We start from the raw sequence: 12976 nt of genomic DNA, 5'->3' as shown, positions 1-12976 counted from the left end.
CAAATTTATGAAAAAAAATTACGTAGGATACTTTTCAACGCTGTGCATTTGATATACAGTTATTGGCGTAGGGTACAGAGGTAAGATGTTCTATCTTTCAGACCTTTTGTTTCACGTTATTGGATTTGGCTGATTCAGCAGCCCCAGTCAGGATACTGACTGGGGCTTTTTTTATTGGCAATTTTCCAACCGATGAAGATACCCTGCCACTGCCTTTTTATGTTTCGCTGACTCGCTTATCCTCATTCTTTTCAAAAAAATTAGAGTAATTACTTTAATTTTAGTGATGGGCTTGGTTATAATGCGCGCAGCTTCTTGTTCTTTATGTGTCTACGGGGTCTTATCAGATCGCTTACGCACAAAGATTCGCCGATCCTGTCTTAGGGTCGGCTTTTTTTTGGGTAATTTTGCTCGAAGTGATGGTTTTGTGACCTTGAGGCAGGAATCAAAGTGAATGTGCGGCGAGACTAATGGTTCGACAAAGCGATACTTGCGTTATGGGCGATTGTCTATAAAACTTGTCGCGATAATAAGATAAATCCTATTTCTCTCCCGTTGCCCCACCTGTTCAGGTGGGGACTTTATTTTCTCTGCCATCTTCAGGCTAGACGAGCTTATAAATGCAGCTTACTCGGCGTATAAGAGGCGATCACTCCGGCTCCGCATCAGGGGTAGTCTCGTCGAGAACGGTTTCATCAGGCGCTTGGTGGTACCAAGTGTCGAGCTTACGGCGAAGCTTATCGACGCCAATGCCTTTTAGGGATGAGAACAATTCAATCTCTACATCGCCACAAAACGCCAGTGCGGCTTCACGGATTTTCATCAGTTGTTGCTTACGGGCGCCAGATTTCAATTTGTCGGCTTTGGTCAGTAACACCATGACAGGCAGGTCGGATTGCACCGCCCAATGAATCAACTGTTGATCAAGATCCTTCATGGGATGACGAATATCCATCAACACCACCAGTCCGCCCAACTGCTCGCGTTTTTGTAGGTATTCACCCAGCGAACGTTGCCACTTTTCTTTCATCTCCAGTGGCACTTGGGCAAAACCATAGCCGGGCAGGTCGACAATATGGCAACCATCGTCCACCTTAAAAAGGTTAATTAATTGTGTCCGCCCCGGCGTCTTACTGGTCTTTGCAAGGCTCTTTTGGTCACAAAGACGGTTAAGGGAGCTAGACTTGCCGGCGTTGGAACGACCAGCAAACGCGATTTCTATCCCAGTATTATCAGGCAGATGGCGAATATCGGGTGCGCTGGTAACAAATTGGGTGTTACGGTAATTAAGCGATTGCTCCACTGTTAACTCCGTCTCGTCTTGGTGTAGTAGACTGATTACTTTTGTGTGAATTTGTGTAAAATAACCGTGCTCGGTTTTTGATCGGTTATTGTACCATGACGGTAACGAAGTAGTGGTACTGGAAGCTTGATAATTATAAATGGAATGTCATGAAGAAATTAGCGCTAATATTGACCCTCCTCGCCAGCGCCTCAGCCTGGGCCCAAGGAGATGCTGAAGCGGGCAAAGCAAAAGCCAATACCTGTGCCGCCTGTCACGGTGCCGATGGTAATAGCATTTTGCCTGACTACCCCAACTTGGCGGGTCAGCACGCCAACTACATTGAAAAGCAATTAAAGGAATTTAAGCTCGGCGCGCAAAGCGGCGGAGAGCAAGGTCGTTACAATGCTGTGATGGCAGGCATGGTTGCACCGCTTTCAGAGCAAGACATGGCTGATCTCGCGGCTTACTATGCGACCTTGACGCCAAAGCCTGGCACTACGCCTGAAGGCTCGGTGGCGATTGGCCGTCAGCTTTATATGGCAGGTGATCCTGAGCGTGGCATTGCAGCCTGTACTGCGTGTCATGGTCCGCGCGGTAATGGTACGCCTTCTTCTGGTTTCCCCAAAATTTCTGGCCAGCCCGCGAAATACCTAGCGAGTCAGTTGAAAATGTTCCGCGATGGTGATCGTCATAACGATATGAATCAAATGATGCGCTCAGTGGCGGCGAAGCTGACCGACAACGAGATTGATGCGTTGTCAAAATATCTTGGTGGTCTGCACTAAGACAGCATCGCCTCGCAGCGACACGCACACATATCGAAAGCGAGAGGGGCGCAGGCCGCTTTCGCTTTTTTGTTGCCTGACGTCTTACCCGCTTAGCGTTTGCCTTCGGTTTTTTACTCATACGAACCGACTCCACGCACCTGACCCTATTGACGTAGATAGCTGCACCGCGAAAAGAGCGACTTTTTTTGTAAGAGATCGCCTATAGATTGCCGTGAAAATAGATATGATTTATGCGAGACAATAAAATATAGTTATATTATTCAATTATTTACATTTTTGGGTTGTTTTTGCGCTCATTTGTTTTATGACTTTAATTCTAGGCAATGGTCATGGTTGTAGTATTCTATCCCCATCGACAGGACGTTGATGCATCACCCGCACGGAGCGCGGGGGAAACGCCAGGAAGGTGACGCCACCAAGGTGGTGCGCATGGAGCGCGTTAGCACAAGGAGTGTGATGCACGAGGACAGTGCCGTGGTTGTCATGATGACAAGGACGCAGGAGGCGATTGTTGGGCAGGTAGCCACCACAGCAACAGGACGTTGATACAAAGGGCGCACAGCGCCACCAAGCAGGGACGAAAGACGTACCAGGACGGACGACACCCGCTTATATCGCTCAGGCGATACCGCGACAGGCTTTATGCCTGTCGCTTTTTTATTGACCCACTTTCTGCTACATTCGCGCCAGCTTCTGGCATTAAAGAATGATATGCAGCATTGCCCATTATGTGCGCACCAAGGCGTACACCCTTACCATAGTGATAAACAGCGAGCATACTTCCAGTGTGCAGTGTGTGAGTTAGTCTTCGTTGACCGTGACGCGTTGCTATCGGCGGATGACGAGAAGGCGATTTACGACTTACACCAAAACCATGCTGAGGATGAAGGCTATAAACGTTTTCTGTCCCGCCTGTTCACACCGTTAATGGCGCGGTTACCCCAACATGCTTACGGGCTCGACTTTGGTTGTGGACCGGGGCCGGTGTTGGCAAGGATGCTGACTGACGCAGGGCACACTATGGCCTGCTATGATCCCTTCTATGCGCCAGATGCACAGGTCTTAGAGACGCAGTACGACTTTATTACCTGTACAGAAGCTATCGAACACTTTTATCAACCCGATGTGGCTTGGCAACAATGGCAAGCCATGCTGAAGCCCGGTGGATGGCTCGGGGTGATGACCAAGTTGGTCACAGACCAAGCGGCATTCTCACGTTGGCATTACAAAAATGACCCCACACACGTGAGCTTTTTTAGCCGTCATACTTTTGAGTTTTTAGCCGCGAAATCGGGCCTTGCGCTTGAATTTGTTGGCAACGACGTAATTTTAATGAGGAAACCACTGTCATGACGCGTAAAAAGAAAACGCGCCGCGTAGGATCGGAAGGCCCGGCGCAATACGTAGATAAAAACCAGAATGAACAAGATAGCATTGCGCGCATGCTGAAAAAGCAGAAAAAGCGCAAAGGTAAAAAAGCCGGCTCGCGTCATTCGGAAGAAAGTAAAACGCAAACGCGCCGCAGCGGTGGTAGTAAAGACCCGCGCATTGGCAGTAAAAAGCCTATCCCACTCGGGACGGATGCGGTGAAGCCAAAGCAGCCTAAACTCACGCCTGAGCAGGAGCTTGCCAAACTCGAGCAAGACCCACAACTGAATGTGTTGTTGGATCGTATCGAAAACGGTGAGAAGTTAGGCTCTGGTCTGCAAGCGTATGTGGATGAAAAGCTCGATCGCATTGAAGTGCTGATGGATAAGCTTGGCTTACTCAATGACGACGACACTGATGAAGACGACCTGCTGGCAAAATTTGAACAACAGGACGACTAACGAGGAGTAACAGGTGCAGGATTGGATCTGGGTATTAGCCGGACTAGGCGGATTAATCATTCTCGGCCTATCCATTTATGCGGGGGTGTTGCTGGCTAAATTAAAACGCCAAAACACCTTACAAGCGCAGCAAAAAGAGGCTGCGATTGCCAAGCGCAACGATAAAATTGTCGCGAGTGTCGACGTGATTGCGTTTGCCGCACTTAACGATCAGTGTGATTTATCGGAAGCGGCGATTCGGCTCTATATGATCATGGATCATTTGCAAGGCGATAAACGGGTCGAGTTTGATAGCCGTTACCCCGCATTGTTTGAGCTGTATGAAGCAGTGAAAGATACCCCACGCGGCGAGGCGCGCAGTGCGCTGAAAAAGAAAGAGCGTATGAAGCTTGACCTAGAACGGGCGAAACACGAAGCGCGCCTTGAGCAAGCGATTAAGGCCGAGTTGGCCGAGATTCTCGCGTTTACGGGCGGTCGCCATATCCCCGATCATATCCTGACCCATTAAAGCCAGTCGCGCGGTCTATCTTCTGACCGCGCAATACCCCTATAATTATTGGGCGAAACTCGATCTCACCGACATTTTCGCATCGCTAGCGCCGGTTAGTGCTCAACACATCACCAAAAGCTGTGGCACACTAGGCGCTGTTGTCCTGAGCGCTCTTTGCGGAATTGTAAGCCATGTCCTCACCACAAGTTATTTGGGATCAAGCCCTTATCAATAAGTACAACTATTCAGGGCCCCGCTATACCTCGTATCCTACCGCGTTAGAATTTCACGAAGCCTTTACGGCCGCTGAATTTGATATGGCCTGTAGCCAGTATCCTGACCGGCCCTTATCGCTCTACGTGCATATCCCGTTTTGCCATAAGCTTTGTTATTACTGCGGATGCAATAAAGTGGTGACGCGCCATCAGCATAAAGCGGATGAATACCTGGATGCGCTTGAGCATGAAATTCGCCAGCGTGCGTTTTTGCTGGGCACGCGTCGCGTGACTCAATTGCATTGGGGTGGGGGAACGCCGACATTTTTAACTAAACCGCAAATATCCCGCTTGATGAGTTTGCTACGCCAAGAGTTTCACTTTGAGGCTGAGGCAGAAATCAGCATTGAAGTCGACCCGCGTGAAATCCCACTGGATATGCTTGATCACTTGCGCGGTGAGGGGTTTAACCGCATTAGCATTGGCGTGCAGGACTTTGATAAAAAAGTGCAGCAGTTGGTCAATCGAGAGCAAGACGAAGACTTTATCCACGCCTTGGTTGAGCGTGCGCGTGAGCTGGGATTTCGCTCCACCAATCTTGATTTAATTTATGGGTTACCCACACAGACGCCAGAGGGTTTTGCCAAAACCTTAGAGCAAGTGCTGACGATGCGTCCGGGACGTTTGTCGGTGTTTAACTATGCGCATTTGCCATCGCTGTTTGCTGCGCAGCGCAAGATTAAAGACGACGACCTCCCATCGCCAGATGCCAAGCTAACTATGCTGCAAGAGACCATCACCACATTAACCGATGCTGGCTACCAATTTATCGGCATGGACCACTTTGCTCTGCCCGATGATGAATTGGCTGTCGCGCAGCGCGAAGGGCGTTTACACCGCAATTTCCAAGGTTACACCACGCAAGGTGATTGTGACTTACTGGGGTTGGGGGTGTCGGCAATTTCGATGATTGGTGATTGTTACGCGCAAAACCAAAAGGACATGAAGCAGTATTATCAGCAAGTGGATGCTGAGCGCCATGCATTGTGCAAAGGCGTGATGCTAGAGCGCGATGACCGGATCCGCCGTGATGTGATCAAAGCATTGATGTGTAATTTTTACTTGGATAAAGCCCAGATTGCGGCCGAGTATGACATCGACTTTGATGGCTATTTTGCCGAGGATCTGAAACTCTTGCAGTGTTTTGTCGATGATGGCTTGGTCGCCTTGACCGACACCAGCATTGCTGTGACCAAAACGGGGCGCATGTTGATTCGTAACATCTGTATGAGTTTTGATGTTTATTTACGGGATAGGGCTCGCCAACAACAGTTCTCGCGAGTGATTTAAACAAAAAACCGCCAAACGGCGGTTTTTTTGTGTCGCTTGGTTCGCAAATTAGCGGGCCGCGGCTTTGGCGGTCAGTGCCGCTTTCTCACTGTCAGACAAGAAAGCAATGGTCAGGCCATTTTCTTGCAGTGTGTGGATTTGCGCAGTAGTTAAGCCCGCAGCTGGGGCAGCCACTTCGTATTCATACGGGAGTTCAATGCCTTCGACGGCGGGATCGTCGGTATTTAACGAAGCAAGAATACCATGATCGAGGAACTGACGTACCGGGTGCTGAGACAAATCCGCCACCGTACTGGTTTGAATGTTCGACGTTAGGCAGCTTTCAATCCCGATACGGTTTTCGGCTAAGTAGTCCATCAGTTTTGGATCCTCAATGGCTTTAACCCCGTGCCCGATTCGGGTCGCGCCGAGTTCATTAATGGCTTGCCACATGCTGGCCGCACCCGCGGCTTCACCCGCGTGCACGGTCACTTGCAGATCGCTGGCACGGACTTTGGTGAAGTGTTGGGTAAATTGATCGCCAGGTTGGCCCAGCTCATCACCGGCCAGATCGATGGCGACCAATTGATGTTTCTGGGTCAGCAAGGCATCTAGCTCCGCCATACAAGCTTGAGGGCCAAAAGTGCGGCTCATGATGCCAATCAGGTTGGTTTTTACGCCAAAGTCACGGCTACCGGCTTGCGCGCCATCGACCACGGCTTCCACCACGCCTTCGAGAGGCAGTTGATGTTTCATCGCCATGTAGTAAGGCGAAAAGCGTAGTTCCGCATAATCAATGCGTGCGTTTAATGCGTCTTCGACGTTCTCATACGCCACACGGCGCACTGCATCCAAGTCACCCAGCACGGCGACGCCCCAGTCCAGCTTGGACAAAAACGCGACCAGATCCGGCTCGTTTTCAACCACTTGCACGTGTGGGCGTAGCGCATCGATGTTGGTTGCCGGCAGAGGCATCGCGAATTTTTGCCCCAGCTCTAAAATGGTCTCGATACGGATGTTGCCGTCCAGATGGCGGTGTAAGTCCGTCAAGGGTAGGTCTTTTCTTATCATCATCGGTTCCCAGCAGGTGAGTTGGCGCTCAGTATAGCGATTGACCATCACATCGTCAGTAGCCAGTATGCCGATGACGTGACAACTATCGCGTGGGGAGCTTATCCGTTACCCGTTCTGTTGGTAGTTCGGCCAAAGGAAGCGGCTTGGCAAACAAGAACCCTTGGGCGTAGTGGCAGCCAATTTCACGCAGTCGAATCGCTTCTTCTTGGGTTTCAATCCCTTCGGCAACGAGGTGGACGTCCATGCCACGGGTCATGGCTACTACGGCTTCAATGATGCGCTGGTTGGTCACATTTTCAGTCATCGAATGCACAAAGCTGCGATCGATTTTTAAGCTATCAAAGGCCATCTGGTGAAGGTATGCCAAAGACGAATACCCGGTCCCAAAATCGTCGATGGCTATTTTGATGCCCAGTGCACGGATTTTAGTTAGCCCTGATGTCGCCAGTTGCTCGTGGCTCATCAGTTGAGATTCGGTGATCTCTAAGGTGAGGTTATCGGCGGGCAAGCGGGTACGTGACAGGACATCTTGCAACTTATCGATAAAATCAGCGGATAAAAGCTGGCGGGCGGATAAGTTTACGTGCAGCTGAAAATCCGCTGCCCACATGCCTTTTTCGATTTGAGCGACGGTATCGTACGCGGCCTGTTCAAGCACTTGCATACCAATTTGGTTGATTAAACCGCTTTGTTCGGCCACCGGAATAAATTCGGCGGGCGACACCATACCCCGACTGGGGCTTTCCCAACGGACCAGTGCTTCGGCGCCACAGAAACGGCCATCAACAAGACGCACAAGAGGTTGATAGTAAACCACAAACTCATGGTGCTGTACGGCATGATGAAGCTCGAGCAGCAAGCGCGACTGCTCTTGGACACGCGCTTGCATACTGGCCTCAAAGAAAACATAGGCATCGGTTTCACTGCGTTTTGCCTCACTCAGTGCCAATCCTGCATGTTGCAATCCCTCATAAATGGCATCGCCAAAAGTGTGGCCAAAGACTACCCCAGCACATGCATCGACCAAGACCTCATCGTTACCGATTTTGACCGGACGCTTGAACAGGCTGAGCAATTGATTCACCAAGGCTTCTGACTGAGTGCGATTGGTGGTGTTGGGGGCCAGCACTGCAAACTCATCTCCGCGAATCCGTGACACCAACATCCCAGTGCCATCCGCGAGATCGGTTAAGCGCTGAGCAATGGTGCACAGGAGTTGGTCGCCGCCGTCTTGGCCAAGGCTGTCGTTGATGTTGCGAAACCCGTTGATGCCGAGGATCACTAAGGTGTTGGGCGCGTGATAGCGGATGGTGTTGGCTTGTTCTAATAAGCCTTCTCGGGTGTACAAACGGGTTAAGTTGTCTTGACGGACCTGTAGACGTAATGCATTGAACGAGTCCTGCACCTTGTCTGACATGTTGTTAAAGGCATCTTTAAGGATGGCGATTTCTCGCAAACTGGCAGAGGTGTTGATCCGATACGTCAGGTTCCCTGAAGCAAGCTTGGCGGCAGCTTCCGCGGTATCGCGCAAAGGGCGGGTGAGTTGGCGAATAATCAAATACACCACCATTAACCCAACTAGCGCCATGGCTATCACCAGGTAGACACTGATCTTTTGTTGGTTGAGTAAGCTCTCCAGCAATAGCTGATCGGGCAAGGCCACCACCACATACCAGTCGTGCTGGAACGGTGCCGCCATATCTACCCTCTTGATCGTGCCGTAAAAATTGCCCTGATCGGCAATCTTAAAATAAAAAGGCTGCCCTAATTGCGAGGGCGCAGGAGGCCAGTCATCGGAGATATTTCTAATGGTATTGTTGAGCACCGAGTTATTGGGGTCGCCGGGAAAATGAAGAATATTGGTCGGGCTGTCTTGGCCGCTGTGTGCCAGCATGCGTCCTTCCCTATCGAGAATAAACAAGGCACCGCCCAGCTTTTGCTGACGCTCACTTAAAAACTGATTGAAAGCAGTGAGTTTAATGTCGCTGGCAACCACGCCCCATACTTTGTTGTTTATTTGGATGGGGGCAATGGCAGAGAGCGAGACTTCTCCCACCTCATCGGCATCGCGATAAATATCGGTCCAGCGTGGCTGCTCACGGTTAAAGGCAGGAATGTACCAAGGGCGCACACGGGGATCGTAATCCCCGTCTTGATAAATCACATTGGATAAAGGCGTACGCCCATCGAAGATGCGCAAGGCGCGGTCGGTATCATCACTGCGCTCCATGAGTACGTATTGGCCACTGGCGCTTTTTCGGTAGCCGTAATAGTCGCCGCGGGCATCGACACCAATGCTCAACACCTGCATATGAGGCATGGCTTGAAAAAGGGAGGCATAGCTGTTGAGCAAGTAATTGCGAATGTCTTGTGGGGTGGGATTGCGATCTTTCGCCCACGCCGCCACGCTGTCAGCGACAAAGACATTGGCGTAAAACGGATTTTCGAGGTATTGACGTAAGTCCTGCTCTATCCCCTGAGAGTAGTCGGTAAGCAGTAACTTACCGACGAAACGCGAACTAGACTGGTAATGATTGTTGATTGTAAAAACGATCACAATCAGTGTCAGCGTGAGTACGAGAAACACGGGTAACATGACAGCTGCTCGAATCGAAAGGGGACGCATGTTTCTCATTAGTACAACAACTTAACTCTTCTTAAGAACCCATCACAATTGGCGGATTGTACCCCAATCACTGTTATTAAATTTAGCAGAGGTTCAAAGTGTTTGAGTTTTAATAATGAGTCATGACTCAATATTAAGCTCTTTTAACTTGCGGGTGAGTGTATTTCGTCCCCATCCGAGTATTTTCGCTGCATCCTGCTTGTGACCGTGGGTGTGTGCCAATGCTGACTCCAACAATATGCGCTCAACACTCGGCAGTGCCTGTTGCAAAATGCCGTGTTGGCCGCTGGCAATCGCATGCTCTGCCCATTGCGCCAATGCGTGCTGCCAGTCTTGCTCTTCGTTCTCAGCGAGGCGGGTGGGCTGATGAAGCAGCTCACGAGGTAAGTCGCTGGGTAAGACCTCATTGCTACTGGCCATGACGGTTAACCATCGGCAGGTATTTTCTAGTTGACGCACATTCCCCGGCCAAGGTAGCTGGCTCATGATGGCCTTGGTATCTGGATGAAGCTGTTTGGCTTCGACGCCGAGCTCTTCCGCGGCGCGGGCGAGAAAATACTGACACAATTGCGGAATATCTTGGCGTCGGTCTTTAAGAGACGGTAAATGGACGCGAATGACATTCAGGCGGTGGAACAAGTCTTCTCGAAATGCGCCTTCCGCCACCAAGCGCTCTAAATCTTGGTGGGTGGCGGCGATGATCCGCACATCCACATCCACGGCGGCGTGACCACCGACGCGATAGAATTGGCCATCCGCCAGCACACGCAGCAAACGTGTTTGCACATCCAGTGGCATATCGCCAATTTCATCGAGGAATAACGTGCCGCCATTGGCTTGCTCAAACCGTCCTTGGCGCACCGAGTTTGCACCGGTAAAGGCGCCTTTTTCGTGGCCGAACAGTTCAGATTCAATCAAATCTTTGGGAATCGCGGCCATGTTGAGTGCGATAAAAGCATGGTCAGCGCGGGGGCTATGGCGGTGCAATGCTTGCGCCACTAACTCTTTCCCTGTGCCAGACTCGCCATTAATCAAGACTGAAATCGATGAACGAGAAAGACGACCTATGGCGCGAAACACTTCTTGCATGGCGGGCGCTTCACCAATGATTTCTGGCATGTCCGCTTGAGRAGGCTGGGTGGTTTGCTGCTTTTGCTGCTCTTTGCGATGTGCCAGTGCACGCTCGACTAAAGCGAGGGCTTCATCAATATCAAATGGCTTCGGCAGATACTCGAATGCGCCCTTTTTGTAAGCATTCACCGCGGCATCCAAATCTGAGTGTGCGGTCATAATGATCACTGGCAAATCCGGATGTTGCTCGTGAACACGATGGAGAAGGGCGAGCCCATCCGTGCCCGGCATGCGGATATCGGAGACCAACACATCGGGTGTTTGCTCGCGGAGTGCGCTTAACACACTGTCGGCATCACAAAATGTCTGACACGCTAAATTGGCGGCGCTTAAGGTGCGCTCCATGACCCAACGAATGGAACTGTCATCATCAACAATCCAGATGGTTCCTTTACTCATGCGTGGTGTCCTTTTCAATAATCGGTAATTGGATGATAAAGCAGGTGTGCCCTGGCCAGCTGTTAACCTCAATCTTTCCTTTATGCTGATCAATGAGGTGGTGGGTAATCGCAAGCCCGAGGCCATTTCCGTTCACTTTGCTGGTGACCATGGGGTAAAACAAGGTGTCTTGTAGCTCGGGGCTGATGCCCGGCCCATTATCGATAATCTCGATTTGTGCCACGACACGATGACGCATGCCATGAATCACGGTTTGAAACCCTGTGCGTGTACGCAAGGTAATTTGTCCATCGGCTTGTTCGCGCACCGCGTCGGCAGCATTGGCCACCACGTTGAGAATCGCTTGCTCAAGTTGTTCGGGATCCATGTCAAAATCCGGCAAGCTAGGGTCGTAGTCGCGAATGATGTCGACCAAGCCCTGCGTGTCGAGATTGACTAACTGACGGACCTTTTCCAGCACCACATGAATATTTTGCTTTTGTCGCAGCCCCGGACGCTGCGGGCCCAGTAGTCGGTCGACGAGATTACGCAGCCGGTCCGCTTGTTCAATGATGATTTGGGTGTATTCGGCCAAGCTCGCATCGGGCAACATTTTTTCCAGCAGCTGTGCCGCGCCACGTAAGCCACCGAGCGGGTTTTTTATTTCGTGCGCTAATCCTCGGACTAATTCTTTGGCCGCTTGTTGCTGTGCTTTTTGGGCGAGCTCTTTACTGATCCGTTGCTGCTGGCTAACCACATTGACTTCGAGCAGGATTTTCCCGCCGTCTGGGTCATCAAATAGCGGACTCGCGCTAAGTTGGACTTTTTGTGGTTGACCGTCGACCACCCAAGTCACATCACTGTCGGTCAAGCTCTGTCCGGCTTGTGTGGTACTGACGATGTGTGACCAATCCACACTGGCATGTTGGAGCTGTTCTGTGAGCGGTTGGTTAACTAAACGGCGGACACTTTGGTGCATCAGCTGCTCAGCGGCTGCATTGGCGTACAAAATACGCCATTGTGTGTCGACCACGACAATGGCCGTTAGCAGATGATCGAACAGTTGCCCTGGCATCATGTGCGGCTGAATCCTTATTTGCACTATAATGGTGCATTGAGTGTAATCAAACTCTGTACACCGTGCAGCCCCCGTCGGTGGCTTTGTGAACTCAATCGGTTGTCATCAGGCGATAACCGCCTCACTAGTGCGTCTGACGCGACGGTTGATTGAGATGTGCACGGTGCAAAAAGAAACGATGAACGGGAGATGATGCAATAACCTTGCCGTTTTCAATGTATTGCACTTGCACCGTGTGAGTGCCCCGATCGACTGGCTCAATATACCAATGCAACGTTCGCTGATCTTGCTGTGTGGTTTGCTGGGGGGAAAGCGCTACCTTTGCACCATCGAGGAGCAATACCACCGACTCTGTGGCTGCATGGACGGGACGGACTGATGCCGAGACTTTGAGCTTACCGGGATTGCTGCGCAAGGTCGCACCTTCAGCAGGATGGAGTAGTGAGAGCGCCACGGCAATGTCCGGCTCGGTTGAGGGAGAGGCAGGTGTCAGGCTCGATGAAGGTGAGACCGGCGGCGTGGATGGCGTAAAGGGCGTTACCGTATGCTCAGTGACCGACATCTCGCCAACCGGCCGCGTATCACTGAGATGCAAAACCCCTTGCGCATCGGTCCATTGATAGACGCTGGTGGCTGCACAAGGCAGTGTGATAAGCAACCAAGTTACGAGAAGCCATTTCATGTTTGTTGTGCCTTGTCACGGTAAAACACTGAGTGTAAAACGGCATTAGGCGGGCTCAAGCATAAAAAAGC

12 protein-coding genes are annotated in these 12976 nt (G+C 51.0%); 6 read left to right on the top strand and 6 right to left on the bottom strand.

Features of this window, described 5'->3' with window-relative positions; translation table 11 throughout:
• The first annotated feature begins 85 nt into the window (after nucleotides 1–85).
• Complete coding sequence (locus tag BZJ18_RS17775) at nucleotides 86–133, top strand: hypothetical protein (RefSeq protein ID WP_438616993.1); 48 nt, start codon at nucleotides 86–88, stop codon at nucleotides 131–133.
• A gap of 516 nt (nucleotides 134–649) precedes the next feature.
• Here BZJ18_RS17775 and yihA read toward each other — a convergent pair.
• Nucleotides 650–1303 carry a ribosome biogenesis GTP-binding protein YihA/YsxC gene (gene yihA, locus BZJ18_RS06280; protein ID WP_077455762.1) on the bottom strand — a complete coding sequence of 218 codons (654 nt, stop codon included), beginning with the start codon at nucleotides 1301–1303 and terminating at the stop codon, nucleotides 650–652.
• A 149-nt stretch (nucleotides 1304–1452) separates the two neighbouring features.
• Here yihA and BZJ18_RS06275 point away from each other — a divergent pair, with 149 nt between their 5' ends.
• From BZJ18_RS06275 to hemN, 5 genes are all read left to right on the top strand, one after another.
• Complete coding sequence (locus BZJ18_RS06275; RefSeq protein WP_069590267.1) at nucleotides 1453–2070, top strand: c-type cytochrome; 618 nt, start codon at nucleotides 1453–1455, stop codon at nucleotides 2068–2070.
• A gap of 714 nt (nucleotides 2071–2784) precedes the next feature.
• On the top strand, nucleotides 2785–3426 hold the full coding sequence (locus tag BZJ18_RS06265) for a class I SAM-dependent methyltransferase (RefSeq protein ID WP_077455789.1): 642 nt from the start codon (nucleotides 2785–2787) through the stop codon (nucleotides 3424–3426).
• Nucleotides 3423–3902: a Der GTPase-activating protein YihI gene (yihI, locus tag BZJ18_RS06260; protein ID WP_077455760.1), complete on the top strand. Its 480-nt coding sequence runs from the start codon at nucleotides 3423–3425 to the stop codon at nucleotides 3900–3902. Before BZJ18_RS06265 ends, yihI begins: the two co-directional genes overlap by 4 nt.
• 13 nt (nucleotides 3903–3915) lie before the next feature.
• Nucleotides 3916–4410 carry a DUF2489 domain-containing protein gene (locus tag BZJ18_RS06255; RefSeq protein ID WP_077455759.1) on the top strand — a complete coding sequence of 165 codons (495 nt, stop codon included), beginning with the start codon at nucleotides 3916–3918 and terminating at the stop codon, nucleotides 4408–4410.
• Nucleotides 4411–4583: 173 nt separating this feature from the next.
• Nucleotides 4584–5957: an oxygen-independent coproporphyrinogen III oxidase gene (hemN, locus tag BZJ18_RS06250; protein WP_077455758.1), complete on the top strand. Its 1374-nt coding sequence runs from the start codon at nucleotides 4584–4586 to the stop codon at nucleotides 5955–5957.
• Nucleotides 5958–6005: 48 nt separating this feature from the next.
• On the opposite strand, the gene add is transcribed toward hemN, so the two are convergent.
• The 5 genes from add to BZJ18_RS06225 all read right to left on the bottom strand — a co-directional run bounded on the left by add (nucleotide 6006) and on the right by BZJ18_RS06225 (nucleotide 12905).
• Nucleotides 6006–7007 carry an adenosine deaminase gene (add, locus tag BZJ18_RS06245; protein ID WP_077455788.1) on the bottom strand — a complete coding sequence of 334 codons (1002 nt, stop codon included), beginning with the start codon at nucleotides 7005–7007 and terminating at the stop codon, nucleotides 6006–6008.
• Nucleotides 7008–7092: 85 nt separating this feature from the next.
• Nucleotides 7093–9636, bottom strand: a complete 2544-nt coding sequence (locus BZJ18_RS06240; protein WP_198532199.1) for a bifunctional diguanylate cyclase/phosphodiesterase — start codon at nucleotides 9634–9636, stop codon at nucleotides 7093–7095.
• Nucleotides 9637–9756: 120 nt separating this feature from the next.
• The gene (gene glnG, locus BZJ18_RS06235; protein WP_077455756.1) at nucleotides 9757–11166 is read right to left on the bottom strand and encodes a nitrogen regulation protein NR(I); all 1410 of its coding nucleotides are present in this window, start codon (nucleotides 11164–11166) and stop codon (nucleotides 9757–9759) included.
• Nucleotides 11159–12223: a nitrogen regulation protein NR(II) gene (gene glnL / locus BZJ18_RS06230; protein ID WP_077455755.1), complete on the bottom strand. Its 1065-nt coding sequence runs from the start codon at nucleotides 12221–12223 to the stop codon at nucleotides 11159–11161. Before glnL ends, glnG begins: the two co-directional genes overlap by 8 nt.
• 124 nt (nucleotides 12224–12347) lie before the next feature.
• Nucleotides 12348–12905: a DUF4124 domain-containing protein gene (locus tag BZJ18_RS06225; protein ID WP_077455754.1), complete on the bottom strand. Its 558-nt coding sequence runs from the start codon at nucleotides 12903–12905 to the stop codon at nucleotides 12348–12350.
• Nucleotides 12906–12976: the final 71 nt, after the last annotated feature.

Source organism: Salinivibrio sp. IB872 (assembly GCF_001995345.1).
GTDB lineage: Bacteria > Pseudomonadota > Gammaproteobacteria > Enterobacterales > Vibrionaceae > Salinivibrio > Salinivibrio proteolyticus.
This window is presented reverse-complemented; position numbering and strand designations above follow the sequence as displayed.

What these genes read in the sequence shown, in the direction of transcription:
- yihI (WP_077455760.1), top strand. Translation starts at nt 3,423, where the DNA reads ATGACGCGTAAAAAGAAAACGCGCCGCGTAGGATCGGAAGGCCCGGCG.
- BZJ18_RS06275 (WP_069590267.1), top strand. Translation starts at nt 1,453, where the DNA reads ATGAAGAAATTAGCGCTAATATTGACCCTCCTCGCCAGCGCCTCAGCC.
- add (WP_077455788.1), bottom strand. Translation starts at nt 7,007, where the DNA reads ATGATAAGAAAAGACCTACCCTTGACGGACTTACACCGCCATCTGGAC.
- glnL (WP_077455755.1), bottom strand. Translation starts at nt 12,223, where the DNA reads ATGATGCCAGGGCAACTGTTCGATCATCTGCTAACGGCCATTGTCGTG.
- BZJ18_RS06225 (WP_077455754.1), bottom strand. Translation starts at nt 12,905, where the DNA reads ATGAAATGGCTTCTCGTAACTTGGTTGCTTATCACACTGCCTTGTGCA.
- BZJ18_RS06240 (WP_198532199.1), bottom strand. Translation starts at nt 9,636, where the DNA reads ATGCGTCCCCTTTCGATTCGAGCAGCTGTCATGTTACCCGTGTTTCTC.
- BZJ18_RS06265 (WP_077455789.1), top strand. Translation starts at nt 2,785, where the DNA reads ATGCAGCATTGCCCATTATGTGCGCACCAAGGCGTACACCCTTACCAT.
- hemN (WP_077455758.1), top strand. Translation starts at nt 4,584, where the DNA reads ATGTCCTCACCACAAGTTATTTGGGATCAAGCCCTTATCAATAAGTAC.